Source organism: Cellulomonas shaoxiangyii, from assembly GCF_004798685.1.
Taxonomy (GTDB): Bacteria; Actinomycetota; Actinomycetes; order Actinomycetales; family Cellulomonadaceae; genus Cellulomonas; species Cellulomonas shaoxiangyii.
In genome coordinates this window covers 545,750-569,203 of record NZ_CP039291.1, presented here as the reverse complement: position 1 = coordinate 569,203, position 23,454 = coordinate 545,750, and the positions used below count along the sequence as shown (strand labels likewise).

16 protein-coding genes are annotated in these 23,454 nt (G+C 73.8%); 3 read left to right on the top strand and 13 right to left on the bottom strand.

Translation table 11 applies throughout. From position 1 onward, the window contains the following. Positions 1 to 87: 87 nt before the first annotated feature. Positions 88 to 894, bottom strand: coding sequence for an SDR family NAD(P)-dependent oxidoreductase (locus tag E5225_RS02545; RefSeq protein WP_135973166.1), 807 nt, complete (start codon positions 892 to 894; stop codon positions 88 to 90). A 117-nt stretch (positions 895 to 1,011) separates the two neighbouring features. Between E5225_RS02545 and recQ the strand changes: the two genes are divergently transcribed. Then, the gene (gene recQ / locus E5225_RS02540) at positions 1,012 to 3,081 is read left to right on the top strand and encodes a DNA helicase RecQ (protein ID WP_208012516.1); all 2,070 of its coding nucleotides are present in this window, start codon (positions 1,012 to 1,014) and stop codon (positions 3,079 to 3,081) included. 72 nt (positions 3,082 to 3,153) lie between these two features. Here recQ and E5225_RS02535 read toward each other — a convergent pair whose 3' ends face one another. Then, the gene (locus E5225_RS02535; RefSeq protein ID WP_135973167.1) at positions 3,154 to 4,161 is read right to left on the bottom strand and encodes a LacI family DNA-binding transcriptional regulator; all 1,008 of its coding nucleotides are present in this window, start codon (positions 4,159 to 4,161) and stop codon (positions 3,154 to 3,156) included. 151 nt (positions 4,162 to 4,312) lie between these two features. Between E5225_RS02535 and manD the strand changes: the two genes are divergently transcribed. Continuing rightward, positions 4,313 to 5,545: a D-mannonate dehydratase ManD gene (manD, locus tag E5225_RS02530; RefSeq protein ID WP_135973168.1), complete on the top strand. Its 1,233-nt coding sequence runs from the start codon at positions 4,313 to 4,315 to the stop codon at positions 5,543 to 5,545. After that, a complete protein-coding gene (locus E5225_RS02525; RefSeq protein ID WP_243738179.1) occupies positions 5,542 to 7,770 on the top strand; it encodes an alpha-glucuronidase in 2,229 nt (742 codons plus the stop codon). Before manD ends, E5225_RS02525 begins: the two co-directional genes overlap by 4 nt. A gap of 72 nt (positions 7,771 to 7,842) precedes the next feature. Here E5225_RS02525 and E5225_RS02520 read toward each other — a convergent pair whose 3' ends face one another. The 11 genes from E5225_RS02520 to E5225_RS02470 all read right to left on the bottom strand — a co-directional run bounded on the left by E5225_RS02520 (position 7,843) and on the right by E5225_RS02470 (position 23,436). Then, the gene (locus tag E5225_RS02520; RefSeq protein ID WP_135973169.1) at positions 7,843 to 8,883 is read right to left on the bottom strand and encodes an aldo/keto reductase; all 1,041 of its coding nucleotides are present in this window, start codon (positions 8,881 to 8,883) and stop codon (positions 7,843 to 7,845) included. 57 nt (positions 8,884 to 8,940) lie between these two features. Continuing rightward, positions 8,941 to 9,987 (bottom strand): hemolysin family protein, encoded by a 1,047-nt coding sequence (locus tag E5225_RS02515; protein ID WP_135973170.1) that lies wholly within the window; start codon positions 9,985 to 9,987, stop codon positions 8,941 to 8,943. Next, complete coding sequence (locus E5225_RS02510) at positions 9,984 to 11,390, bottom strand: hemolysin family protein (RefSeq protein ID WP_208012517.1); 1,407 nt, start codon at positions 11,388 to 11,390, stop codon at positions 9,984 to 9,986. The genes E5225_RS02515 and E5225_RS02510 overlap by 4 nt, the downstream gene beginning before the upstream one ends. A gap of 203 nt (positions 11,391 to 11,593) precedes the next feature. Beyond that, the gene (locus E5225_RS02505; protein WP_243738180.1) at positions 11,594 to 12,646 is read right to left on the bottom strand and encodes a TerC family protein; all 1,053 of its coding nucleotides are present in this window, start codon (positions 12,644 to 12,646) and stop codon (positions 11,594 to 11,596) included. Positions 12,647 to 12,824: 178 nt separating this feature from the next. Next, entirely contained in the window at positions 12,825 to 14,885 is a 2,061-nt protein-coding gene (locus E5225_RS02500; protein ID WP_135973172.1) for a beta-galactosidase, read from the bottom strand. Positions 14,886 to 14,895: 10 nt separating this feature from the next. After that, the gene (locus tag E5225_RS02495) at positions 14,896 to 15,609 is read right to left on the bottom strand and encodes a DUF624 domain-containing protein (RefSeq protein ID WP_135973173.1); all 714 of its coding nucleotides are present in this window, start codon (positions 15,607 to 15,609) and stop codon (positions 14,896 to 14,898) included. A gap of 5 nt (positions 15,610 to 15,614) precedes the next feature. Continuing rightward, positions 15,615 to 17,168, bottom strand: a complete 1,554-nt coding sequence (locus E5225_RS02490; RefSeq protein WP_135973174.1) for a GH39 family glycosyl hydrolase — start codon at positions 17,166 to 17,168, stop codon at positions 15,615 to 15,617. Positions 17,169 to 17,291: 123 nt separating this feature from the next. Next, entirely contained in the window at positions 17,292 to 18,956 is a 1,665-nt protein-coding gene (locus E5225_RS02485; protein WP_135973175.1) for an ABC transporter substrate-binding protein, read from the bottom strand. Between the two features lie 88 nt (positions 18,957 to 19,044). Beyond that, complete coding sequence (locus tag E5225_RS02480; protein WP_243738181.1) at positions 19,045 to 19,971, bottom strand: carbohydrate ABC transporter permease; 927 nt, start codon at positions 19,969 to 19,971, stop codon at positions 19,045 to 19,047. Beyond that, positions 19,968 to 21,041, bottom strand: coding sequence for an ABC transporter permease (locus E5225_RS02475; protein WP_243738182.1), 1,074 nt, complete (start codon positions 21,039 to 21,041; stop codon positions 19,968 to 19,970). Before E5225_RS02475 ends, E5225_RS02480 begins: the two co-directional genes overlap by 4 nt. Before the next feature lie 4 nt (positions 21,042 to 21,045). Further along, on the bottom strand, positions 21,046 to 23,436 hold the full coding sequence (locus tag E5225_RS02470; RefSeq protein ID WP_135973176.1) for a beta-xylosidase/alpha-l-arabinosidase: 2,391 nt from the start codon (positions 23,434 to 23,436) through the stop codon (positions 21,046 to 21,048). Positions 23,437 to 23,454: the final 18 nt, after the last annotated feature.

The window sequence follows — 23,454 nt, the reverse complement described above, 5'->3', positions numbered from 1 at the left end:
AGCCACGCCGCGGCGGCCGCCGAGGGCTGCCGGGGTGGCACGACGCGGACCGTCGCCGCGCGGGGCTGGGGTCGGGTCGACGTCCGCTCAGTCGTGGTCGTCGGCCTCGGCGGGCGCCGGCGCCTCGGGCGCCTCGACCGACCGCCGGTACCGGCCGAACGCGCGCACGGCCGACCGGGGCAGCGCCCGCGCGAGCGCCGACGCCGCCTTGTAGCGCACGCTCGGAGTGGAGATCACGACGCCGCGGCGCACGTCCGCCAGCGCGGTCGCGACCACGTCCTCGGGGTCCAGCCAGGCGACCTCGGGGTACGCGCCCGTGTCGATCTCCCCGCGAGCGTGGAACTCGGTGTGCGTGAAGCCGGGGCACACGACGGTCGCGGTCACGCCCGTGCCGCGCAGCTCGACCGCGAGGCCCTCCGTGAAGCTGCGCACCCACGCCTTGTGCGCGGAGTACGTGCCCGAGGCCAGCAGCGCCGCGACCGAGCCGACGTTGAGGATCGCGCCGCGGCCCCGCGCGACCATCGCACCGGCGGCCGCGTGCGAGAGCACCAGGACCGCGCGGACCATCACGTCGAGGCCCTCCTCCTCGCGGTGGACGTCCCCGCCGACGAACGGCTGGTGGATGCCGAACCCGGCGTTGTTCACGAGCAGCCCCACGGGGTGCTCGCTCGCGCGCAGGCGGTCGGCGACGCGCTCGACGTCCGCCCGGTCCGTCAGGTCGGCGACGAGCACCTCGGTCCGCACGCCGGCGGCCGCCTCGAGCTGGCGGGCGAGGCGCGTCAGGCGAGCCTCGTCCCGCGCGACGAGCACGACGTCGTGACGCGCGGTCGCGAGCTGCCACGCGAACTCCAGGCCGAGGCCGGCGCTCGCTCCGGTGACCAGTGCGGTTCCCATGGGCGCCACCCTACGGAACCGGCCGGTGCCCGCGCGGGCCGTCGGGCGTCCGGCCGGTCGCTCCACAGGCGCGGGCGGGGGCCCCCGCGGGCCGGCGGCGCCTCGTAGGGTGGTCGGGTGCTGCCGGACCCGACCTCCCCCGACGCGCCGCCGGCCTGGGCCGACGGCGGTGACGAGCCGCCGTGGTGGGACGTCGAGCCGCCCGCCGACGCCTGGGAGCCCCCCGCCGACCCCTGGGCCGAGCCGGCGGCGTCCGGCGCGGCGCGCACCACGACGCGCACCACGACCCGCACCGCGGCGAGGACCGCGACGGCGGCACCGGCTCGCGCGCCGGGCGTGCCGGCACCGTCGCACGGCACGCCCCTCGAGGTGCTGCACCGCGTGTGGGGGTACGACGCGTTCCGCGGCGACCAGGCCGAGATCGTCGACGCGGTGGTCGCGGGCGAGGACGCGGTCGTCCTCATGCCGACCGGCGGCGGCAAGTCGCTGTGCTACCAGGTGCCCGCACTCGTGCGGGAGGGCACGGGCGTCGTCGTCTCCCCGCTCATCGCGCTCATGCAGGACCAGGTGGACGCGCTGTCGGCGCTCGGTGTGCGCGCGGGGTTCCTCAACTCGACGCAGGAGCGGGACCAGCGGCGGGCCGTCGAGGACGCCTTCCTGGCGGGCGAGCTCGACCTGCTCTACCTCGCGCCCGAGCGGCTGCGCGTGCCGGAGACGCTCGCGCTGCTCGAGCGCGGGCACGTCGCGCTGTTCGCGATCGACGAGGCCCACTGCGTGTCGCAGTGGGGGCACGACTTCCGCCCGGACTACCTGCAGCTGTCGGTGCTGCACGAGCGCTGGCCCGACGTGCCGCGCGTGGCCCTCACCGCGACGGCCACCCCGGCGACGCACCGCGAGATCTGCCAGCGCCTCCAGCTCGAGGACGCGCGCCAGTTCGTCGCGAGCTTCGACCGGCCGAACATCCGCTACCGGATCGTCGGCAAGGACGACCCGCGCCGCCAGCTCCTGCAGCTGCTGCGCGCGGAGCACGACGGCGACTCCGGCATCGTGTACTGCCTCTCGCGTGCGTCCGTGGAGCAGACGGCCGAGTGGCTGGTCCGCAACGGTGTCGCGGCGCTGCCCTACCACGCGGGGCTCGACCGCCGGGTGCGGGCGGAGAACCAGTCCCGGTTCCTGCGCGAGGACGGCCTCGTGATGGTCGCGACCATCGCGTTCGGCATGGGCATCGACAAGCCGGACGTGCGGTTCGTCGCGCACCTCGACCTGCCGAAGTCCGTCGAGGGGTACTACCAGGAGACCGGGCGTGCGGGCCGCGACGGGCTGCCGTCGACGGCGTGGCTGGCCTACGGCCTGGCCGACGTGGTGCAGCAGCGCAAGATGATCGACGGCTCGGAGGGCGACGCGGAGCACCGCCGGCGCCTCACGCAGCACCTCGACGCGATGCTCGCGCTGTGCGAGACGGTCGACTGCCGGCGCGTGCAGCTCCTGGCGTACTTCGGGCAGCCGTCGGACGGGCCGTGCGGCAACTGCGACACGTGCCTCGAGCCGCCGGAGTCGTGGGACGGCACGGTGCCCGCGCAGAAGCTGCTGTCGACCGTGGTGCGTCTCGACCAGCGCGGGCAGCGGTACGGCGTCGGGCACGTGGTGGACATCCTGCGCGGCAAGGAGACGCCCCGCGTGCGCCAGCTCGGGCACGAGCAGCTGTCGACGTTCGGCCTCGGCGCGGACCTGTCGGACGGCGAGTGGCGCGGGGTCGTGCGTCAGCTGCTCGCGGCGGAGCTGCTGGCCGTGGACACGCAGGGCTACGGGACGCTGCGGATCACGCCGGCGTCGGCGGACGTGCTGCGCGGCGAGCGCGAGGTCCGGCTGCGGCGCGAGCCGGAGCGGACGGGCCGGGCGACCCGCGAGCGCCGCAGCGGCGGCCGGTCGGCGGCCGCGGCGGACCTGACGGGCGGCGACGCGTCGGCCTTCGAGGCGCTGCGGACGTGGCGCGCGGCCGCGGCCAAGGAGCAGGGCGTGCCCGCGTACGTGGTGTTCCACGACGCGACGCTGCGCGAGATCGCGACCCGGCGGCCGACGACCCGGGCGGAGCTCGGCACGATCGGCGGCGTCGGCGCGGCGAAGCTCGACCGCTACGCGGACGGGGTGCTGGCGACGCTCGCGGAGCTGGGCGGCGACCCGGCCTGACCGCGGGGCCGGCGTCCCCCGCCCCGCGGCGGTGCCGGTGCGACGTCCCGGCCGTCCCGGGCCGTCCGCGCGTCAGGCGGGCGCGGGGCCCGTCGAGGCGCGGATGACCAGGTGCGTGGGGAGGACCGCCGGCTCGGTGCCGAAGCCCGTCGACGGCCCGGTGCCCTCCAGCCGCGAGATGAGCAGGTCCGCGGCGAGCCGGCCGGCCCGCTCCATCGGGGACGCGACCGTGGTGAGGGCGGGGCGCACGAGGTCGGCGCCGAACACGTCGTCGCACCCGACGACGCTCAGCTGGGCCGGCACGTCCACCCCGCGCGCGTCGAGCCGCTCGAGGATGCCGAAGGCGAGCAGGTCGTTGAACGCGACGACCGCGGTGACCCCGGCCTGGACGGCCGCGTCGGCGGCCGCCGGCCCGGCCGTGCGCACGGGCGCGTACGGGCCGAGGACGGTGACGTCGAGCCCGAGCCGTTCGGCCGCGGGGTGCAGGGCCGCCTGCCGGCGCCGGTCGGACCAGGACGTCCGCGGCCCGGACGCGTAGGCGACGCGGCGGTGGCCGAGGGACGCGAGGTGCTCGAGCGCCTGCACCAGGCCGCTCGGGGTGTCGATGAGGACGGACGGGGCGGCGAGCGACGGGCTCGTCCGGTTCACGGCGACGATGGGCAGGTCGGCCGCGAGCTCGGCGAGCCGGGCGTCGGTGAGGCGCGAGGCCGCGAGGACCGCGCCGTCGACCGTCCCGCGCAGGCCGACGAGCGCGCGCGCCTCTGCCTCGGCGGACTCCTCGGTGTCCACGAGGACCTGCACGTACCCGCCCTCGCGCAGGCGGGCCCCCGTGCCGCGGACGAGGCCGAAGTAGAACGGGTTGGTCACGTCGGGCACGACGAGCGCGACCGTCGTCGTGCGGCCGGAGGACAGGGCCCGCGCGGAGGCGCTCGGCGTGTAGCCGAGGGCGTCGGCGGCCGCGCGCACGCGCTCGGTGGTGTGGGCGCTGATGCGTCCGGGGCGGGTGAGGGCGCGCGAGGCGGTCGAGACCGCGACGCCGGCCTTCTCCGCGACGTCGCGCAACGTGGGCTGCCTGCTCACGCGGTTCTCCGTTCGCCGGCGGGTCGTGGACACCCGGAGGCCTGACCTGGCACATCCGCTGGCAAATCATGGCACACGATTGCCACGGTACGGCAGCCCTGCCTACGCTCACCCGGGCCCGCCGACGACGTGCGGGCGAAGGGAGACACCGATGTCCACCGCGATCCGCACCGCCGAGGTGCTGGTCTCCAGCCCCGGCCGCAACTTCGTGACCCTGCGCGTGGTCACCGAGGACGGCGTCGTCGGCCTCGGCGACGCCACGCTCAACGGCCGCGAGCTGTCCGTCGCGAGCTACCTGACGGACCACGTGGTCCCCCTGCTCATCGGCAGGGACGCGCACCGGATCGAGGACACGTGGCAGTTCCTCTACCGCAGCGCGTACTGGCGCCGCGGCCCGGTCACCATGGCCGCGATCGCGGCCGTCGACATGGCCCTGTGGGACATCAAGGCGCGGATCGCCGGCATGCCGCTGTACCAGCTGCTCGGCGGCGCGAGCCGCAGCGGCCTGATGGCGTACGGGCACGCGTCCGGCCGCGACGTCCCCGAGCTGTTCGACTCGATCCGCCGGCACCTCGACGAGGGGTTCCGCTCGATCCGCGTGCAGACGTCCGTGCCCGGCATCACGGCCGTGTACGGGGTCGCCGCGCAGCCGTCGACGTCCGGCCGGTACGACTACGAGCCCGCACAGCGCGCGCCGCTGCCGGCCGAGGAGGACTGGGACACCCGCGCGTACATGCGCCACCTGCCCGGCGTCTTCGAGGCCGTGCGGGGCGAGTTCGGCCCCGACCTGCCGCTGCTGCACGACGGCCACCACCGCATGACGCCCATCCAGGCCGCCCGCCTCGGCAAGGACCTCGAGCCGTACGACCTGTTCTGGCTCGAGGACTGCACGCCGGCGGAGAACCAGGAGGCGCTGCGGCTGGTCCGCCAGCACACGGTCACTCCGCTCGCGATCGGCGAGATCTTCAACACCGTGTGGGACTACCAGACGATCATCCGCGAGCAGCTCATCGACTACGTGCGCTCGTCGGTCACGCACGCCGGCGGCATCACGTCGCTGCGCCGGATCGTCGACTTCGCCGCCCAGTACCAGATCAAGTCCGGGTTCCACGGGCCGACCGACATCTCCCCCGTCGGCATGGCCGCGGCGCTGCACCTGGGGCTCGCGATCCACAACTTCGGGATCCAGGAGTACATGCAGCACTCGGCGACGACGCACGAGGTGTTCCGCACGTCGTTCACGTTCACCGACGGGTACCTGCACCCCGGGGACGAGCCGGGCCTGGGCGTCGTGCACGACGACGACGCGGCCGCGCGCTTCCCGTACGAGACGGCGTACCTGCCGTTCAACCGGCTCAAGGACGGGACGGTGCACGACTGGTGAGCGGCGCGACGCAGGACCTCGCAGGGCAGGGCGTGCCGTGGCAGGACGTCCCGTGGCCGGAGCGCGGCTGGCACGACGCCTGGCTGCCCGACGCCGCGTTCCGGCCCCTCGGGTCGCGGCGCGTGCTCGTCGCGCTCGGTCCGGACGCCGGGCCGGTCGGCGACACGGTCGTCGCGGAGCTGCGGCGGGCGACCGGGCTGTTCGGCGGGTCGCTCACCGTGAGCACCGCGGGCGCACCGGTCGAGGCGGACGCCGTCGCGGAGCACGACGTCACGCTGGTGGTCGCCGTGCGGGCGCCCCACGTCGGCGGGACCTCGACGCGCTCCGGGCAGCCCACCGCCGACCCGAACGCGCACCTCGTCGGCCCGGCGAGCGGCGGCGCGCCGGACGGGGACGCGAGCGCGCCCCTCGGCGAGGAGTCGTTCGTGCTGGGCCGCCGGGACGGCCGGGCCTGGGTCGTGGCCGGTGGGCACCGCGGGCTGCTGTACGGCCTGCACGCACTCGTCCGCGAGGGCGAGCGCGCGTGGGCACCGGGCACGGACCACGTGCTCGATCTGCCCGTCTCCTCGCTGCGCATGCTCGACCACTGGGACAACGTCGACGTCCACCCCGTCATGGGCCAGGTCGAGCGCGGCTACGCCGGCGGGTCGCTGTGGTTCGAGGCGGGCCGCGTGCGCGACGACCTCACCCGCGTCGGTGCGTACGCGCGGCTGCTGGGCTCGGTCGGCGTCAACGCGGTCTCGCTCAACAACGTCAACGTCGGCCGCACCGAGGCGCGCCTGCTCACGGACGGGCTCGCGGACGTCGCGCGCCTGGCCGACCTGTTCCGGCCGCACGGGATCCGCACCTTCCTGTCCGTGTCGTTCGCCGCGCCCATGCGCCTCGGCGGGCTGCCGACCGCCGACCCGCTCGACCCGGACGTGCAGCGCTGGTGGGCCGAGGCGGCCGAGCGCGTGTGGGCGACGGTCCCCGACTTCGGCGGGTTCGTCGTCAAGGCGGACTCCGAGGGGCAGCCGGGGCCGTTCGCGTACGGGCGCGACCACGCCGACGGCGCGAACCTGCTGGCCCGCGCGGTGGCCCCGCACGGCGGCACGGTGTTCTGGCGGGCGTTCGTCTACAACCACACGCAGGACTGGCGCGACCGGTCGACCGACCGCGCCCGTGCGGCGTACGACCACTTCCACCCGCTCGACGGGCGGTTCGACGACAACGTCGTCGTGCAGGTGAAGCACGGGCCGATCGACTTCCAGACGCGCGAGGCCGTCTCCCCGGTCATCGGTGCGCTCCCGCGCACGCGCGTGGCCGTCGAGCTGCAGGTGACGCAGGAGTACACCGGGCACCAGAAGCACGTGTGCTACCTGGGGCCGTGGTGGAGCGAGATCCTGCGCTTCCCGCTCACGGAGGACGCCGGCCGGACGGTCGCGGACATCGTGACGGGGCTGCCGGGCGGGCCGGACGGCACGGTCCACGGCCCGGAGGTCGCCGACCTGCGCGCCGGCGGCATCGTCGCGGTCTCCAACGTCGGCGACGACGCGTTCTGGACCGGCCACCCGCTCGCGCAGGCGAACCTCTACGCGTTCGCGCGCCTGGCGTGGAACCCGGAGGCGGACCCGGTCGAGGTCCTCGACGAGTGGATCGGCCTCACGTTCCCCGACGCCGATCCGCGCGTGCGCACGACGCTGCACCGGCTCATGGACGGCTCGTGGCGGACCTACGAGGCGTACACGGCGCCGCTCGGCGTCGGCTTCATGGTGACGCCCGGCAGCCACTACGGCCCGTCCGTCGACGGGTACGAGTACAGCCCGTGGGGCACCTACCACTTCGCCGACCGCGACGGCATCGGCGTCGACCGCACCCGCGCGACCGGCACCGGGTACACGGGCCAGTACGAGGCGCCGTGGCGGGACGTCTACGAGGACGCCGCCACCTGCCCCGACGAGCTGCTGCTGTTCTTCCACCACGTGCCGTGGGAGCACCGACTGCGCTCGGGCACGACGGTCGCGCAGCACGTGTACGACTCGCGCGCCGACGCCGTCGACGAGGTCGAGCGGACGGTCGCCGCGTGGGCCGAGGTCGCCGGGCTCGTCGACGACGGACTGCACGCGCGCGTCACCGAGCGCCTGGCCGAGCAGCTGCGGTCGGCCACGGAGTGGCGCGACCAGGTGCGCACGTACGTGTTCCGCACGTCCGGCGTCCCGGACGCGTCGGGCCGGCCGATCTACTGACGCACCCTCACCGCGTGCAGCGTTGCGGACACCTGAGGTCCGCAACGCTGCACGCGGGGGGCCACCCGGGCGTCAGCGACCCGTGCCGTCGACCGCGTGCTCGTCGATCGCCGCGATCTCGTCCGCGGTCAGCGGCGCGGCGGCCAGCGCCTGCACGTTGTCCTCGAGCTGCGCGACGGAGCTCGCGCCGATCAGCGCGGACGTCACACGCTCGTCCCGCAGCACCCACGACAGCGCGAGCTGCGCGAGCGACTGCCCGCGCCCGGACGCGATCTCGTCCAGCGCGCGCGCCCGCGCCAGGTACGTCTCGGACAGCGACCGCGAGGACAGGAACGGGCTGGCGCCCGCCGCGCGCGACCCCGCGGGCGCCTCGCCGCCGAGGTACTTGCCCGTGAGCAGCCCCTGCGCGAGCGGGGAGAACACGATCATGCCGACGCCCAGGTCGCCGACCGCGTCGAGCAGCGACTCCGTCTGCCCCTCGCCGACCAGCTCGACGTGCCGGTTGAACATCGAGTAGCTCGGCTGGTGGATGAGCAGCCGCGTGCCCATCCCCGCGAGGATCGCGTGCGCCTCGCGCGTCTGCGCCGGCGTGTAGTTCGAGACGCCGACGTACAGCGCCTTGCCGCTGGTCACCGCGTGGTGCAGCGCGCCCATCGTCTCCTCGAGGGGCGTCGTCGGGTCCGGGCGGTGGTGGTAGAAGACGTCGACGTACTCCAGGCCCGTGCGGGCGAGGGACGCGTCGAGCGAGGACAGCAGGTACTTGCGGGAGCCGCCGTCCTGGTACGGGCCCGACCACATGTCGTAGCCGGCCTTCGTCGAGATGACGAGCTCGTCGCGGTACGGGCGCAGGTCGCGCGTGAGGTGCCGGCCGAAGTTCTCCTCGGCGGCGCCCGGCAGCGGGCCGTAGTTGTTCGCGAGGTCCAGGTGCGTGATGCCGAGGTCGAACGCCCGGCGCAGCACCGCGCGCTGCGTCTCGAACGGCGTCTGGTCGCCGAAGTTGTGCCACAGGCCCAGCGACAGCGCGGGCAGGTCGAGGCCGGAGCGGCCGGTGCGGCGGTAGGTCATCGCGTCGTATCGGGCGTCGTCGGCACGGTACGGCTGCAGGCTCGGCATCGCTGGCGTCCTCACGTGGGGGCGGGCGCCGCCCGGGGTGGGGCGGCGCCCGTCAGGCTACCCAGGCGCGCCGACGGTCCCGCGCAGGCCTGCGTCGGCGGGCGTCGCCGGGAACAGCCGCGCCAGCACGTCGGCCAGCGTGACGACGCCGACCACCTGGCCCGCCGCGTCGTGCACCACCGCGAGGTGCTGGCGCCGCTCCCGCATCTCCGTCAGCGCCGCCGCGACCGGTGCGTCCGCCGCGAGGCGCAGCACCGGCCGCACGAGCGGCGCGACGGGGGCGTCGTCGGTGTGGGACAACGTGTCGCGCACGTGCGCGACCCCGTCCGGCCGGTCGGCCGGGCCGACCAGCACCCGCAGGTGCCCCGAGGTGCGGCTGACCGCCCGCACGTCGGCCATCGTGGCGTCGGCCGGCACGGCCGTGGGCGGTTGCTCGGCGGTGACCAGGTCCCGCACGGTCAGCGTCTGCAGCTCCAGGGCGCCGCGGATCTGGCGCGAGTACGACTCGTCCAGTGCGCCCACGTTGGCGGAGTGCTCCACCAGGTGCCGCAGGTCGTCCGGGTTCTGGCCCGTCGCGAGCTGGTCGGTCGGCTCGACGCCCACCCTGCGCAGGCACCAGTTCGCCGCCTCGTTGAGCACGTGCAGCAGCGGGCGGGTCAGCCACATGAACGCCCGCATGGGCGTGGCCAGCATGATCGCCGACGTCTCCGGGTGGGCGATGGCCCACGACTTCGGCGCCATCTCGCCGACGACCAGGTGCAGGAACGTCACGATCACGAGCGCGAGCACGAAGCCGGCCGCGTCGGCCAGCCACAGCGCCGCACCCCAGTCCTCGAACACCGGCGTGAGCCAGTGGTGCACGGCCGGCTTGGTGACGGCACCGAGGGCCAGCGTGCAGGCGGTGATGCCCAGCTGCGAGCCGGCCAGCAGGACGGTCAGCTCCCGCGAGCTGCGCAGCGCGGCGCGCGCCGACCGGCTGTGCGGCGCCCGCTCCTCCAGCCGGTACCCCTTGGCGGCGAGCGCCGCGAACTCGATCGCCACGAAGAACGCGCTCAGCGCGATCAGGGCCACGGTCGTCAGGACGACCGTCAGCGGGTCGCTCATCGGTGGTCCTCCTGCTCGTAGGCGATGGCGGTCGCGCGCTCCGCCCCGGTGGGCGGCGGTGCGGCGGGCACGGTGACGCGGACCAGGGCGGGCACGTGCCGCTCGAGCCCGAGCACCTCGACCCGCATCCACACCGGGTCCGGCGCGCCCGCGTGCGCGAGGTCGCCCGGGTCGCCCGGCAGCAGCACGACGACGCTCGTGCCGGCGTCCGGCAGCGCACCGTGCACGGCGGTCGTGAGCCCGCCGATCGTCTCGTAGTCCCCGCGGGGCAGGTCGCGGCCCACGGCCCGCTCGACCTCGTCGACGTGCACGTCGCCGGCCATGGTCCAGGACCCGTCGTCCTCCACGACCGCGGCGGACGCGTCGGACGGGTCGTGCTCGTCCGTGATCTCCCCGACCAGCTCCTCGGCGAGGTCCTCGAACGTGAGCACGCCGGCCAGGCCGCCGTACTCGTCGAGCACGCACGCGAGCTGGTTGCGGGCGCCGGCCAGCCGGCGCAGCGCGTCGGGCAGGCTCATCGACGTCGGCAGGAGCTGGGCGGGGCGCATCAGGGTGTCGACCAGGGCGTCCTGCGGGCCTTCGGCGGCGAGCACGTCCTGCAGGTGCACGACGCCGCGCACCTCGTCGTCGTCGCCGAGCACGGGGTAGCGGGAGTGCCCCTCGCTCATCCGGGTCCGCACCTGCGCGACGGTCTCGCCCGTGCGGACCACGTCGACACGCGACCGCGGGATCATCGCGTGCTCGACGTCCTGCTCCGGGAAGTCGAGGATCCGGTCGAGCAGCATCGACAGCTCGCGCGGCAGGTCCCCCGTCTCCGCCGACTCCGCGACGATGTGGCCCAGGTCGCGCGCGGTCGCCGAGTGCTCCACGTCGTGCACCGGCTCGATCCGCAGCACGCGCAGCAGCGCGTTGGACGCCGAGTCGAACACGCGGATCAGCCAGCCGAGCACCTTCAGGTACAGCGTGGTCGACGTGGCGAGCGCCACCGCCACGGGCTCGGGCCGGGCGATCGCGAGGTTCTTCGGGAACAGCTCGCCGAACAGCATCTGGATCAGCGTCGACAGCAGCAGGGCGAGGACCGTCCCCACCGCGATGCCCACACCCGTGGGGACCCCGACGCCGCCGAGGGCCTCGCCCAGGGACTCACCGATCAGCGGCTCGGCCACGTAGCCGACGAGCAGGCCCGTCACCGTGATGCCGAGCTGCGCGCCCGACAGCATGAACGACGTGCGGCGCGTCACCGTCAGCGCGCGCCGGGCGCCCGCGTCGCCGTCGGCCGCCCGCGCGTTCAGCCGGGACCGGTCCACCGCCATGTACGCGAACTCCTGGGCCACGAAGTAGCCCGTCACCGCCGTGATCGCCAGCACGACCAGCAGACCCAGCAGGAGCGAGAGCACCCACATCACCACTCACCCCCCGTCGCGGTCTCGCACCGGTCCGGGGGGTACTGACTGTCGCCGTCCATCTCTCTCCAGGTCAGGGGGACGTTCCGAGGCGTGAACGACACGCAGGCGCGTCGAGTTCCCGGCGGCTCCGCGCGCGCCGGGGACGACCGCGCCCGGCCGCCGGCGGGTGCCGGGGCCGGGCGGGCCGGTGCTGGGTGCCGTCAGCGGTGGTGCTGCGCGCCCGGCTCGGCGACGTGGGCGGAGCCCTCGGCGTCGCCGTCCTCGCCGCGCGTCGCGTACAGGCTCGTCGCCGTGACGACCCCGAGGATCGCGACGATGACGACGAGCGACCAGACCGTCGGGATGGTCGGGACGCCGGGCCAGACGCCGTGCGCCCAGTGCAGGACGAGCTTGACGCCGATGAACCCGAGGATCGCGGCGAGGCCGTAGCCGAGGTGCACGAGCTTGGACAGGGCCCCCTGCAGCACGAAGTACAGGGCGCGCAGACCGAGCAGGGCGAAGGCGTTCGTGGCGAACACGAGGTAGGGGTCGCCGGTGATGCCGTAGACGGCCGGCACGGAGTCGACGGCGAAGACGATGTCGGTCGCGAACACCGCGACCACGACGACGGCGAACGGCGTGAGCATCCGCCGGCCGTTCTCGACGACCGACATGCGCGTGCCGCGGTAGTCGTCCGTGACCGGCATGAAGCGGCGGATGAGCCGGACCGAGCGCATGGTCGCGACGTCGACGTCGTGGCCGGCGCCCGTGACCTGGTCCCGCAGGATCTTCACGCCCGTGGCGAGCAGGATGATCCCGAAGACGAGGAACGCGACCGCGAAGTTCGCGAGGAACGCCGCACCGAGCGCGATGAAGATGCCGCGCAGCACGAGCGCGCCGATGATCCCCCACAGCAGGACGCGCTGCTGCAGGACCGCCGGCACCGCGAACGCGGTGAGCAGCAGCATGAAGACGAACAGGTTGTCCACCGACAACGACTTCTCGACGAGGTAGCCGGTGAGGTACTCGACGCCGGTCTGCTGGCCGTACTGCGACCAGATCCAGCCGCCGAACGCGAGCGGCAGCGCGATGTAGAAGGCCGACCAGCCGGCCGCCTCCTTCATCGAGACCTCGTGCGGCCTGCGCGTGACGAGGAAGTCGAGCGCGAGCAGCGCGATGACGCCCGCGAGGGTCAGGCCCCACATCAGGGGCGTGGCGACGGTGCTGATGGCCGAGCCGGACGCGGGGTCGGCGGCGGCGACAAGTGGGGTCAACGGAGTCTCCTACACGTGTGGTGTGGCTCCGAGGTCTCCTTCACCCGCCGTGCGGCGGGCCACCGCCCGAGGTCGCATGGTGCGCCGTACTGACCGGGTCGGTGCGGGGAAGTACTCCCCTCGATCGGGAAAGGCTACGGGACGAAGGTCCCGCGCACCGGCGCACCGGCGCACCGGCTCAGCAGGCGGTGCCCTGCCGCAGGACCATCACCTGCGCCGGCGCGAGGGTCAGCTCCTCCCCCACGGCGACCTCGCGGCCCGTGAGCAGGTCGGTGCCGCCCACCTCGAGCGTGATCGTGCGCAGGCCGTCGCCGTGGTGCAGCAGGAAGCGGTAGCAGGTGCCGTCGGGCGCGAGCCGGTCCGCGACCTCGACGCCCGCGTCGGCGGCGTGCGGGCCGACCAGCCCGTGCCGGTCGAGCACCGCGCGCAGCACCGCCGCGACGCCGTCGTCGTCCAGACCCGTGCCGACGTGCCACGCCTGCCCCTCGCCGCGCGTCGCCCGCGTGACGGCGGGGGTGCCGGCGTAGAAGTCGGCGCCGTACGTGCCGACCACCTCGGTGCCGGGGTGCGGCACGAGCAGCTCGAAGACGAGCTCCGCGGCGTGCACGACGTCGCCGCCGGGCAGGTGCAGCGTCACGGGGTTCGCCGCGCCGGGCACGGCCGAGTCGGTCTCCTCGACGCGCACGCCCAGCAGCGCGTCCAGCGGCGGCTCACCGAGGAAGGCGCTGGTGTCCTCGTCGACCCGGCCCCCGTAGAACGTCGTGACGAGGGACCCGCCGCGTTCGACGTGCGCGCCGAGCCGGTCGGCCACGTCGCCCTTGAGCATGTGCAGCAGCGGCGCGACCACCACGTCGTACCCGGACAGGTCCGCGGTCACCGGCACGACGTCGACGGGGACGTTCGCGTGCCACAGCGCCCGGTGGTAGCGCAGGAACGTGGCGAGGTAGCCGACGTGCCGGTTGTAGCCGTCGGTCATCTCGACCGCCCACCACGAGTCCCAGTCGAGCAGCAGTGCCACGCGCGCCGGCGTGCGGGCGCCGAGCAGCGCGTCCCCCGTGACGGCGAGCGCGCCGCCCAGCTCCGTGACCTCCCGGAACACGCGCGTGTCCGTGCGGCCCGAGTGGTCGAGCACGGCGCCGTGGTACTTCTCGCACGCGCCGCGGGACTGGCGCATCTGGAAGTACAGCGTCGCGTCGGCGCCGTGCGCGACCGACTGCCACGTCCACAGCGCCAGCACGCCCGGGCGCTTCACGGGGTTGACGTCGCGCGACGCGGTCGTCGACGGCGTCTGCTCCATGACCCAGAACGGCTGCCCCCCCTTGAGCCCGCGCATCGCGGCGTGCGTCGCGGCCATGCGGGCGGCCGTGCGCAGCGGGTCGTCCGCGGGCGGGTAGTTGTCCCACGACGCGAAGTCGAGGTGCGGCGCCCAGCGGTGGTAGTCGACGGGCTGGAAGAAGCCCATGAGGTTCGTCGTGACGGGCGTCGCGGCGTCGTGCGCGCGGATCGCGGCCTTCTCCGCGACGAACCCGCCGAGCAGCGCGTCGGACATGAAGCGCCGGTAGTCGAGCGTCGCGCCGTGGAAGGCCGTATGGTTCGGGCCGCGCCAGTGCTCGGACAGCGCGTTCGGCGGCACGACCTCCTCCCAGTCGCCGTACAGGTGCGACCAGAACACCGTGCTCCACGCCGCGTTCAGGCGGTCCAGCGTGCCGTAGCGCCCGCGCAGCCAGACCCGGAACCCCGCCGCGCAGCGGTCGCAGTAGCACGCACCCCCGTACTCGTTGCCGACGTGCCACGCGACGACCGCGGGGTGGTCGGCGTACCGCTCCGCGAGCCGGTCGGCCATCGCGACCGACAGCCGCCGGAACGCGGGCGAGGACGGGCAGTGGTTGTGCCGCCCTCCGTACCGCTTCTCGTGTCCCTCGAAGTCGACGCGGCACGCCTCCGGGTACGCCCGCGCGAGCCACGGCGGCATCGCGCCGCTCGGCGTCGCGAGGACCACCTGCCGGCCCTCCGCGGCCACGCGCGAGACGATCGCGTCCAGCCGGGAGAAGTCGTAGCGGTCCTCCGCCGGCTGCAGGTGCGCCCACGCGAAGACCCCGACGGTCAGCGTCGAGATGCGGGCCGCGGTGAACGCCGCGTGGTCCGCGTCCCACACGTGCTCCGGCCACTGCTCGGGGTTGTAGTCACCGCCGTAGCGCAGGTGGTCGGAGAGCGGCAGACCGGGGCCGTCCGGGGTCATGCGGCGGACCTCATGCGTGGTCGGCGGGACGGGTGAAGCGGGCCGCCGCGTCGGTCAGCACGGGGCCGGCGTTGCGCGTGAGGGCGAGCGCGAGCAGCCCGAGCAGGCCGACGAGCACCCAGTCGGACCAGAGCCAGACGACACCGGCGCACAGCACGAGCAGCGAGAGCGCGCCGAGCGTCACGAGCGGGCGCGCCGCCAGGTAGTACGCGGCGAGGCGCGCGACGTCCCGCGTGCGCAGGCTCAGCGTCGCGGACAGCACCAGCGCGTTGACGGCCCACAGCGCCACCGCCACGGCCACGACGAGCAGCACGACGCCGTACCCCGCGGGCACGCCCGCGGAGTCGAGGTTGCCGGCGCCGATCGAGATCACGGCGAGCGCCGCGAGCGTCGGGACCCACCAGCGCAGCACGTCGAGGACGTTGAGCCGGTACCCGCGCCAGAAGTGCCGGCCCGGGCTCAGGTCCCGGTCCGCGACGAACCGGCGCCACGTGAACACCGCGGCGGCGAGCGCCGGGCCCAGCGGGACGAACGCGAGCGCGACGAGCGGCGCGTTGCTCGCGTCGACCGCCAGCAGCGGGACGACGGCGAGCGGCAGCCCGCCCGTGAGCACGGTGAGCGCGCTCACCACGAGCACCCACCACACCACCGCCGCACCCCGCGACAGCGGGCCGGCACCGATCTCGTCGTCGGGGGCACCGCGTCGCACACCGTCGTGGGTCATGGCCGTCATGCTCGCAGCCGCTCGTGCCGTGCCACGAGCCGGTCGTCGTCCACGCCGAGGATGCGGCGGTCGTCGAGGCCCTCGTGGTGCGTCGGCGTCACGGGCAGCACCTCGACGAACGTGACCTCGTGACGGGCGAGGTCCAGGTCGAGGTCGACCCGGCCGTCGTGCACGGACGCGTGCGCGTGCTCGGTCGCGGGCGTCGCGCACGCGCGCATCAGGTCCAGCTCGCGCGCCGTCGGGTACATCGGACGGCCGAGCTCGCGCCACGCGGCGAACGCGTTGCCGTCGTGCTCGTTGACGCGCTCGCGGCGCACGAACGCGGCGGGCGTGCCGGCCGGCACCGGCACCGACAGCTCGAGCCGGTGCGACGCCGGCGCCTCGGCGCCGTCCGTGCCGCCGACCGGCTGCCACGCGAGCACCGTCACGCGGCCGTCCGGGTCGACGCACACGAGGTGGTCCTCGCCGCGCGCGAGGACGTCGCGGCCCATCCGCGCCATGAACGCGTACAGGTGGTACGTCGGCTTGGCGACCTGCCGGTGCGTCAGCATGCCGAACCCGCCGTGGAAGAACGACGTCGGGATGTTCGTCTCCTCGAACACGTCGCAGAACGTCCAGTACGAGAAGGAGTCGACGACGTCGCCGCCGCCCGCGAGGACGGGGGCCAGGTAGGCCGCGTTGTAGGCCGTGTCGTGGATCGGGTTGTCCGGGCGGTACGAGGTGTTGAACTCGGTGATGTGCACCGGCAGGCCCGCCAGGCGCGTGTCCTGCAGGTACCGCCGCGGCGCGTCGAACTGCTCGAGCAGGTCCTGCGGCGGCATCAGCGTCTGGTAGGTCCCGAACGGGACGTGCTGCGCCGGCCCGGTCGCGTACGCGTGCCGGCTGACGAAGTCGATCGGCACGTCACGCCGGGTCACGAAGTCGGCGAACGGCGCCCACCACTCGTCGTCGGAGCCGCCGCAGATGGCCGGGCCGCCGACCTGCAGCTCCGCGTCGACGTCCTTGACCGCGCGCGCGGTCTCCTCGTAGAGGCGGAAGTACGCCTCCTGGTCGGCGTCCTTCCAGAACCCCGCGAGGTTCGGCTCGTTCCACACCTCGATGGGCCAGCGGCGCACCTCGTCGATGCCGTACCGGTCGATCTGGTGGCGCAGCAGCGCCTGCACCAGCGCGGCCCACTCGCCGTGGTCGCGCGGCGGCGTGACGTTGCCCTTCCACCAGAACACGGTCTGGTCGCCCGACGCGAGCTGCGACGGCATGAACCCGAGCTCGAGGAACGGGCGGATGCCGACCGAGAGGAAGAAGTCGTGCACCTGGTCCACGTAGCTGAACGAGTAGCGGCTGTGCGTGCGGCCGTCGACCTCGTCGGTGCGCAGCAGGCCCATGTCGTCCGAGACCAGGCCGTGGCCGCGGATGTGGCGGAAGCCGATGTCGCGCTGCACCTGGGCCAGGGAGTCGCGGTAGTCGGCACGCAGGGCGAGGTTCATGCGTCCGGTGCCGACGCAGGCGCGCCAGGCGTCGGGGAGCGGGCCGGAGGGCAGGGCGGGGACGACGGTGCGCACGGGGGGACGGTCCTTCTTCTCGGGGGTGGTGCTGGAGAGCGGGTTCTTCGTGGAACGTACCGGGGGAACGCGGCGACCCGGCCCTGCGTGCGCAGGACCGGGTCGCCGTGTCGTCCGGTCGGGTCAGCCGTTCTTCTCGGCGAACCGCTGCTGGGCGCCGTTCACGACGTCCAGGTACTGCTGCATGTTCTTGCCCTCGAGCTCGGCGACGTACGCGTCCCACTCGGACAGCGGGCGCTGGCCGAGGATGAACGCGGCCGTGTTCTGCAGGACGTGGTCGCGCAGACCCGTCTGCCAGAGCGTGACCTGCTCGCGCTCGAGCTCGTCGAGCGGCGCCGGCGGCGGGACCGGGGCGGGCTCCTTGTCGGACATCGCCTCGACGAAGTCGACGACCTCGGGGCGGAGCATCGAGCGGTCCAGCTCGTCGCTGGAGCCGTGCTCGAGCATCCACACGCCGTTGTGGTAGCCGAAGTCCACGTTGAGCGCCTTCGGCGCACCGGGGTTGAGCCCGTTCTGGTCGATCTCCGGGTTCAGCGTCCGCGTGTCGCCGTCCTTCGTGTACGTCTCGCCCTCGACGCCCCACTTGGCGAACTCGAGGCCCTCGTCGGAGTAGAACAGCCAGTCGAGGAACTGGAGCATCGCGAGGAAGTCGTCCTCCTCGGCCGCCGACGACGACAGCATCACCCCGCTGATCAGGCGCTCACCGGCCTGGATGTCACCGGCCGGGCCTGCGGGCACCCGGATCATGACGACCTCGCCCGCCGTGCCGACCTCGGCCATGGCGGTGCGGACCTTGAGGATCTCCTGGTCGTTCGTCAGCTGCGCGAACGTCTGGCCCGACGCCATCTTCTGGACGGCCTGGTCGTCCTCCTGCGTGAGGCTCTCCGGGTCCATGAGGCCGTCCGCCACGAGCCCGTGGTAGTACTCGAGCAGGTCGCGGTACTCGTCCATGGCGCCCGTGTACACGAACTCCTCGGCGTCCTCGTCCCACCAGGTGCCCTCGCCGTAGCCCCAGCCGGCGGCCGTGCCGAAGTTCGGCGCCGCGACGTTGAGGCTGGCCTCGAGCGGGCCGTTGGCGGACCAGCGGTCGGACAGCGGGAAGGTGCCGGGGTAGGCGGCCTTGACCTTCTCCAGGTCGGCCGCGAAGTCCTCGAACGTCTCGGGCTCCAGGCTGAGGCCGAGCTGCTCCCAGACGTCCTTGCGCACCGCGTAGGTGTAGGACGGCCGCACCGACTCGCGCAGGCCCGGCAGGACGTAGTACTTCCCGTCCTCCTGGCGCATCCCGTCGAGGTCCTCCTCCAGGCCCCACTTCTCGACCTTGTCCTGGAAGTTGGGCATGTGCTCGACGTAGTCGCTGACCGGCAGGATCGCGCCGCCGGCGACGAAGGACACCTCCTGGCCCGGGTACGTCACGGAGACGATGTCCGGGGCGTTGCCCGCGCCGATCGCGATCGACTGCGCCTGCTGCCAGTCGGACAGCGGGGCGGTCTGGATCTCGAACGTGACGTTCTGGTTCTCCTCGAGCTTGGTGAGGATGTCCCAGTCGTCCTTGAGCGGGTAGTTCGGGTGGTCGCGGTACATGAGCCCGAACGACACCGGCTCGGTGGCCGCGAACGTCGTGCCGACCCCGTAGTCCTCCATCGCGCCGACCTGGCCGAGCTCGCTGGCCTCGGCCGTCTCGCCCCCGCCCTCGCCCTCGTCCGAGCCGCCCGAGCAGGCCGCCAGGGCCAGGGCCAGCGTCGCCGCCGTCGCGACGGCCGCCAGCGGCCGCCTCTTCGTGGTCCTCATCGTTCTCCTTCCGAATGGAACGTCGTCGTCTCGCATCCGAAGTGCACCGCGGGCCGGGCGGACCGCGGGGAAGTGCCTGACGAATGCCTCACTGCTTGACCGAGCCGAGCATCACGCCCGACACGAAGTACCTCTGCACGAAGGGGTAGAGGCACACGATCGGCAGGACCGTGAGCAGCATCGTCACGGCCTTGACGTTCGCGGCGATCTGCGTGGCCTCCGCCGACCCTGCGGCACCGTCGACGCTGGTCGCGCCGGCGATGAGGTTGCGCAGGTAGACCGTGACCGGGTACAGCTCGCGGTGGTCCATGTAGAGGAACGCGGCGAACCACGAGTTCCAGAACGAGACCGCGTAGAACAGCACCATCGTCGCGATCACCGCCTTGCTCAGCGGCAGGACGATGCGCCACAGCTTTCCGTAGGTGCCCAGCCCGTCGATCTCGGCGGCCTCCTCGAGCTCGGTGGAGAAGCTCTCGAAGAACGACTTCATGACGAGCAGGTTGAACACGCTGATCGCGTTGGGCAGCGCGATCGCCCACACGGAGTTGCGCAGCCCGAGCTCGTTGACGAGCACGTAGTTCGGGATGAGCCCGCCGTTGAAGAACATCGTGAACACCGCGATGCCGATGAAGAACTTGCGGCCCTTGATGTGGTGCTTGGAGATCGCGTACGCGAACGTCGTCGTCAGCACCATCGCCACGAGGGTCGCGACGACCGTGTAGTACACGGTGTTCTGGTAGTTGCGCCAGAACATGCGGTCGCTCATCACCAGGTCGAACGTCGTGAGGTTGAACCCCTTGGGCCACAGGTTCACCTGGCCGGCGTTGATGTACGCCTCGGAGCTGAACGCCTGCGCGACCAGGTTGAGGAACGGGTACAGCGTCACGCCCGCGATGATCACCAGGAGCGTGGCGTTGATGACGCGGAAGGCCCGGTAGCCGCGGGTGTCCTTCACGGCGCGGACGGTCGGCTTCGACAGCCGCTCGTCGAGGTGCGTGACGTCGTCGGCGGTCACCACAGGGACGCTCCCACCACTCGGCGCGAGATCGCGTTGGCGGACAGGACGAGGGTGAGGCCGATGAGCGCCTCGAACAGGCCGATGGCCGTCGCGTAGGAGAACTGGCTGGACCCGATCCCGACCCGGTACAGGTAGGTGGCGATGACGTCCGCCGTCGGGTACAGCAAGGGGTTGTACAGGAGCAGGATCTTCTCGAACCCGACCGCCATGAACGACCCGATGTTGAGGATCAGCAGCACGACCATCGTCGGGCGGATGCCGGGCAGGGTGACGTGCCAGGTCTGGCGCCACCGGTTCGCGCCGTCGATGCGCGCGGCCTCGTACAGCTGGGGGTCGATCGTCGACAGGGCGGCGAGGTAGAGGATCGTGCCCCACCCGACCGTCTGCCAGATCTCCGAGCCCACGTAGACGGTCCGGAACCACTCCGGCAGCTGCATGAAGCTGATCGGGGCGCTGCCGAACGCCGTGATGAGCTGGTTGATCGTGCCGCGCACCGCCGTGAGCTGGAACACCAGCCCCGCGACGATGACGACCGACATGAAGTGCGGCAGGTAGGAGATCGTCTGGATGATGCGCTTGAACCGGCGCGAGCGCAGCTCGTTGAGCATGAGCGCGAGCACGATCGGCAGCGGGAAGATGAGCACGAGGCTCAGGACGCCCAGGATCAGGGTGTTCTGGAAGACGTTCCAGAACGTCGGGTCCTGGATGAACATCCGCACGTAGTGCAGGCCCACCCATTCCTCGCCGAAGATCGACCCGCCCGGGCGGAACCGGCGGAACGCGATGACGTTGCCGAGCATCGGCCCGTACCGGAAGATCGCGAAGAACACCAGCGGCAGGATCAGCAGCGAGTACAGCTGCCAGTCGCGGCGCAGCGCCTTGCCGAGCGGGACGCTGCCGCCCAGCCGGCGCCGTGCGGCTCGCTCGGCGCGGCCGTTCGGGCCACCGGGCGTCGTGGCACCGGTGGCCGCCGCGACGCCGGTCGCGGCGGCGGCCGGGCTCGCGCCCGTCACCAGGGACGAGGCCGCCGACGCGCTCCCCACGGGGAGGGGGTCGTTGACGGTCATGTGCTCACCGCCTCTCTGCGGGGGACACGAGCACGCGTGCCGTGCTCAGCAGGTGACGGTCGTCGCCGACCGTCCGGACAGGGCCGTCCATGCGCAGGCGGACCGCGTGCTCGGCGTCGGCGCTCGAGCGGGCGAGCCGCAGCTCGACGTCCCCGGGTTCCACGACCCGGCTGCCGTCGCGACGCGTGAACGACGCGAGGTCGGCGTGCACCGTCAGCTCGACGGTCGCGCGCTCCCCCGGCGCCAGGTCGACCCGGGCGTGCCCGACGAGGCGGACGACGGGGCGCACCATCGACGCCACCGGGTCGTGCAGGTAGAGCTGGACGACCTCGGTGCCGGCGCGCTCGCCGTCGTTCGCGACGTCGACCGCCACCCGGGTCTCGCCGTCCACGGGCCACACCTCGCCGTCGGGCGCGCGGGCGTCCGACCACGTGAACGTCGTGTACGTCAGGCCGTGGCCGAACGGGTACAGCGGCGTCGGGTCGACGTCGGAGACGCCGGAGCGCCGGCCGAGCGGCTGCGACAGGTACGTGCCGGGCTGGCCGGAGGCGTCGCGGGGCATGCTGACCGGCAGGCGTCCCGAGGGCGCGACCTCGCCGGTGAGGACCTCCGCGACGGCCTGCCCCCCGAGCTGACCGGGGAAGAACGCCTGCACGACGGCGGCCGCGCCCGCGGCGAGGTCGCCGACCGCGTACGGGCGGCCCGTGAGCAGGAGCAGGACGACCGGCGTGCCGGTCGCCAGCACGGCGCGGACCAGGTCGCCCTGCTGCCCGGGCAGGTGCAGGTCGGTGGCGTCGCAGCCCTCGCCGGACGTCCCGCGCCCGAACAGGCCCGCCCGGTCGCCGACGGCCACGACGACGACGTCGGCGGCCCGGGCGACCGCGACGGCCTCGTCGAACCCGGAGCGGTCGTCGGACTCGACGTCGCAGCCGCGCGCGGTCGGCACGTCCCCGCGCAGGCCGCGCAGCGACGCGACGACGCTCGCCACGTCGACGCCCATCGGCACGTCGGGGTGCCGCGCGCCGACGTGCGCGGGGAAGGTGTAGCAGCCGAGCATCGCCATCGGGTCGTCGGCGAGCGGGCCGACGACGGCGACGCGGGCGTCGGGGGCCAGCGGCAGGACGCCGCCGGCGTTGTCCAGGAGCACCACGGACTCGCGCGCCAGGCGCAGCGCGACGTCGCGGCCGACCGGGTCGTCAAGGGTGAGCACGTCGTCGGCGGGCTCCGGGTCCCAGTCCTCGTCCAGCAGGCCGAGCTCGGCCTTCTGCTCCAGGACCCGGCGCAGGGCGCGGTCGACGAGCTCGGCGGGGACCGTGCCGTCGCGCAGCGCCGCGAGCAGCGGGGCGCCGTACGCGTCGACCGACGGCAGCTCGACGTCCACGCCGGCGCGCAGGGCCAGGTGCGCGGCCTCGCCGCGCGAACCCGCGACCCCGTGCAGCGACTGCAGGAACGCGATGCCGAAGTAGTCGGCGACGACGACGCCGTCGAAGCCCCACCGCCCGCGCAGCAGGTCGGTGAGCAGCCACTCGTCGGCGGCGGACGGGACGCCGTCGATCTCGGCGTAGGAGTGCATGACGGACCGCGCGCCGCCGTGCCGCAGCGCCGTCTCGAACGGCGGCAGGATCACGTCGGCCAGCTCGGCGGGGCCCATCGACACCGGTGCGAGGTTGCGGCCGGCGCGCGAGGCGGAGTAGCCCGCGAAGTGCTTGAGCGTCGCGACGATCCCGGCGCGCTCCAGGCCCCGCACGTACGCGGCGCCGACGACGCCGACGAGGTACGGGTCCTCGCCGATCGTCTCCTCGGTGCGGCCCCAGCGGTAGTCGCGCGTGACGTCGAGGACCGGGGCGAGGCCCTGGTGGACGCCCGCCGCGCGCATCGTGGCACCGATCCGGCCGGCCATCTCCTCGACGAGGTCGGGGTCGAACGACGCCCCCCAGGCGAGCGGCGTCGGGTACGTCGTGGCCTGCCAGGCGGCGAAGCCGGTGAGGCACTCCTCGTGCACCTGGGCCGGGATGCCGAACCGGCTCGCGGCGACGACCTCGCGCTGGCTCGCGGCGAGCGAGCGGGCGGCCACCGTGGGGTCGACGGGGGCGGTGCCGTACGGGCGGGTGAGCTGGCCGAGGCCGTGCGCCACGACGTCGGCGAAGGCGGGGACCGTGCCCGTCATGTCGGCCTGGTGCGGTGCGACGCCGCCGCCGGACGCGTCCGCGCCCACCCACAGGCCGACGAGCTGGGCGACCTTCTCCTCCGCCGTCATCGAGGTGAGGAGGTCCTGCACGCGGGCCTGCCGGCGCTCGGCCACGCCGGGCGCGAGCGTCGGCGCGAGCGTCCCGGCCGGGTCCGTCGTCGCGCCGCGCGGCGCGACCGGACGGACGTCCTCCTGCTGTGCCGACATCGGCGTCCCCACATCCTT

What these genes read in the sequence shown, in the direction of transcription:
- E5225_RS02545 (WP_135973166.1), bottom strand. Translation starts at nt 894, where the DNA reads ATGGGAACCGCACTGGTCACCGGAGCGAGCGCCGGCCTCGGCCTGGAG.
- manD (WP_135973168.1), top strand. Translation starts at nt 4,313, where the DNA reads ATGTCCACCGCGATCCGCACCGCCGAGGTGCTGGTCTCCAGCCCCGGC.
- E5225_RS02520 (WP_135973169.1), bottom strand. Translation starts at nt 8,883, where the DNA reads ATGCCGAGCCTGCAGCCGTACCGTGCCGACGACGCCCGATACGACGCG.
- E5225_RS02515 (WP_135973170.1), bottom strand. Translation starts at nt 9,987, where the DNA reads ATGAGCGACCCGCTGACGGTCGTCCTGACGACCGTGGCCCTGATCGCG.
- E5225_RS02510 (WP_208012517.1), bottom strand. Translation starts at nt 11,390, where the DNA reads ATGTGGGTGCTCTCGCTCCTGCTGGGTCTGCTGGTCGTGCTGGCGATC.
- E5225_RS02500 (WP_135973172.1), bottom strand. Translation starts at nt 14,885, where the DNA reads ATGACCCCGGACGGCCCCGGTCTGCCGCTCTCCGACCACCTGCGCTAC.
- E5225_RS02495 (WP_135973173.1), bottom strand. Translation starts at nt 15,609, where the DNA reads ATGACCCACGACGGTGTGCGACGCGGTGCCCCCGACGACGAGATCGGT.
- E5225_RS02485 (WP_135973175.1), bottom strand. Translation starts at nt 18,956, where the DNA reads ATGAGGACCACGAAGAGGCGGCCGCTGGCGGCCGTCGCGACGGCGGCG.
- E5225_RS02475 (WP_243738182.1), bottom strand. Translation starts at nt 21,041, where the DNA reads ATGACCGTCAACGACCCCCTCCCCGTGGGGAGCGCGTCGGCGGCCTCG.
- E5225_RS02470 (WP_135973176.1), bottom strand. Translation starts at nt 23,436, where the DNA reads ATGTCGGCACAGCAGGAGGACGTCCGTCCGGTCGCGCCGCGCGGCGCG.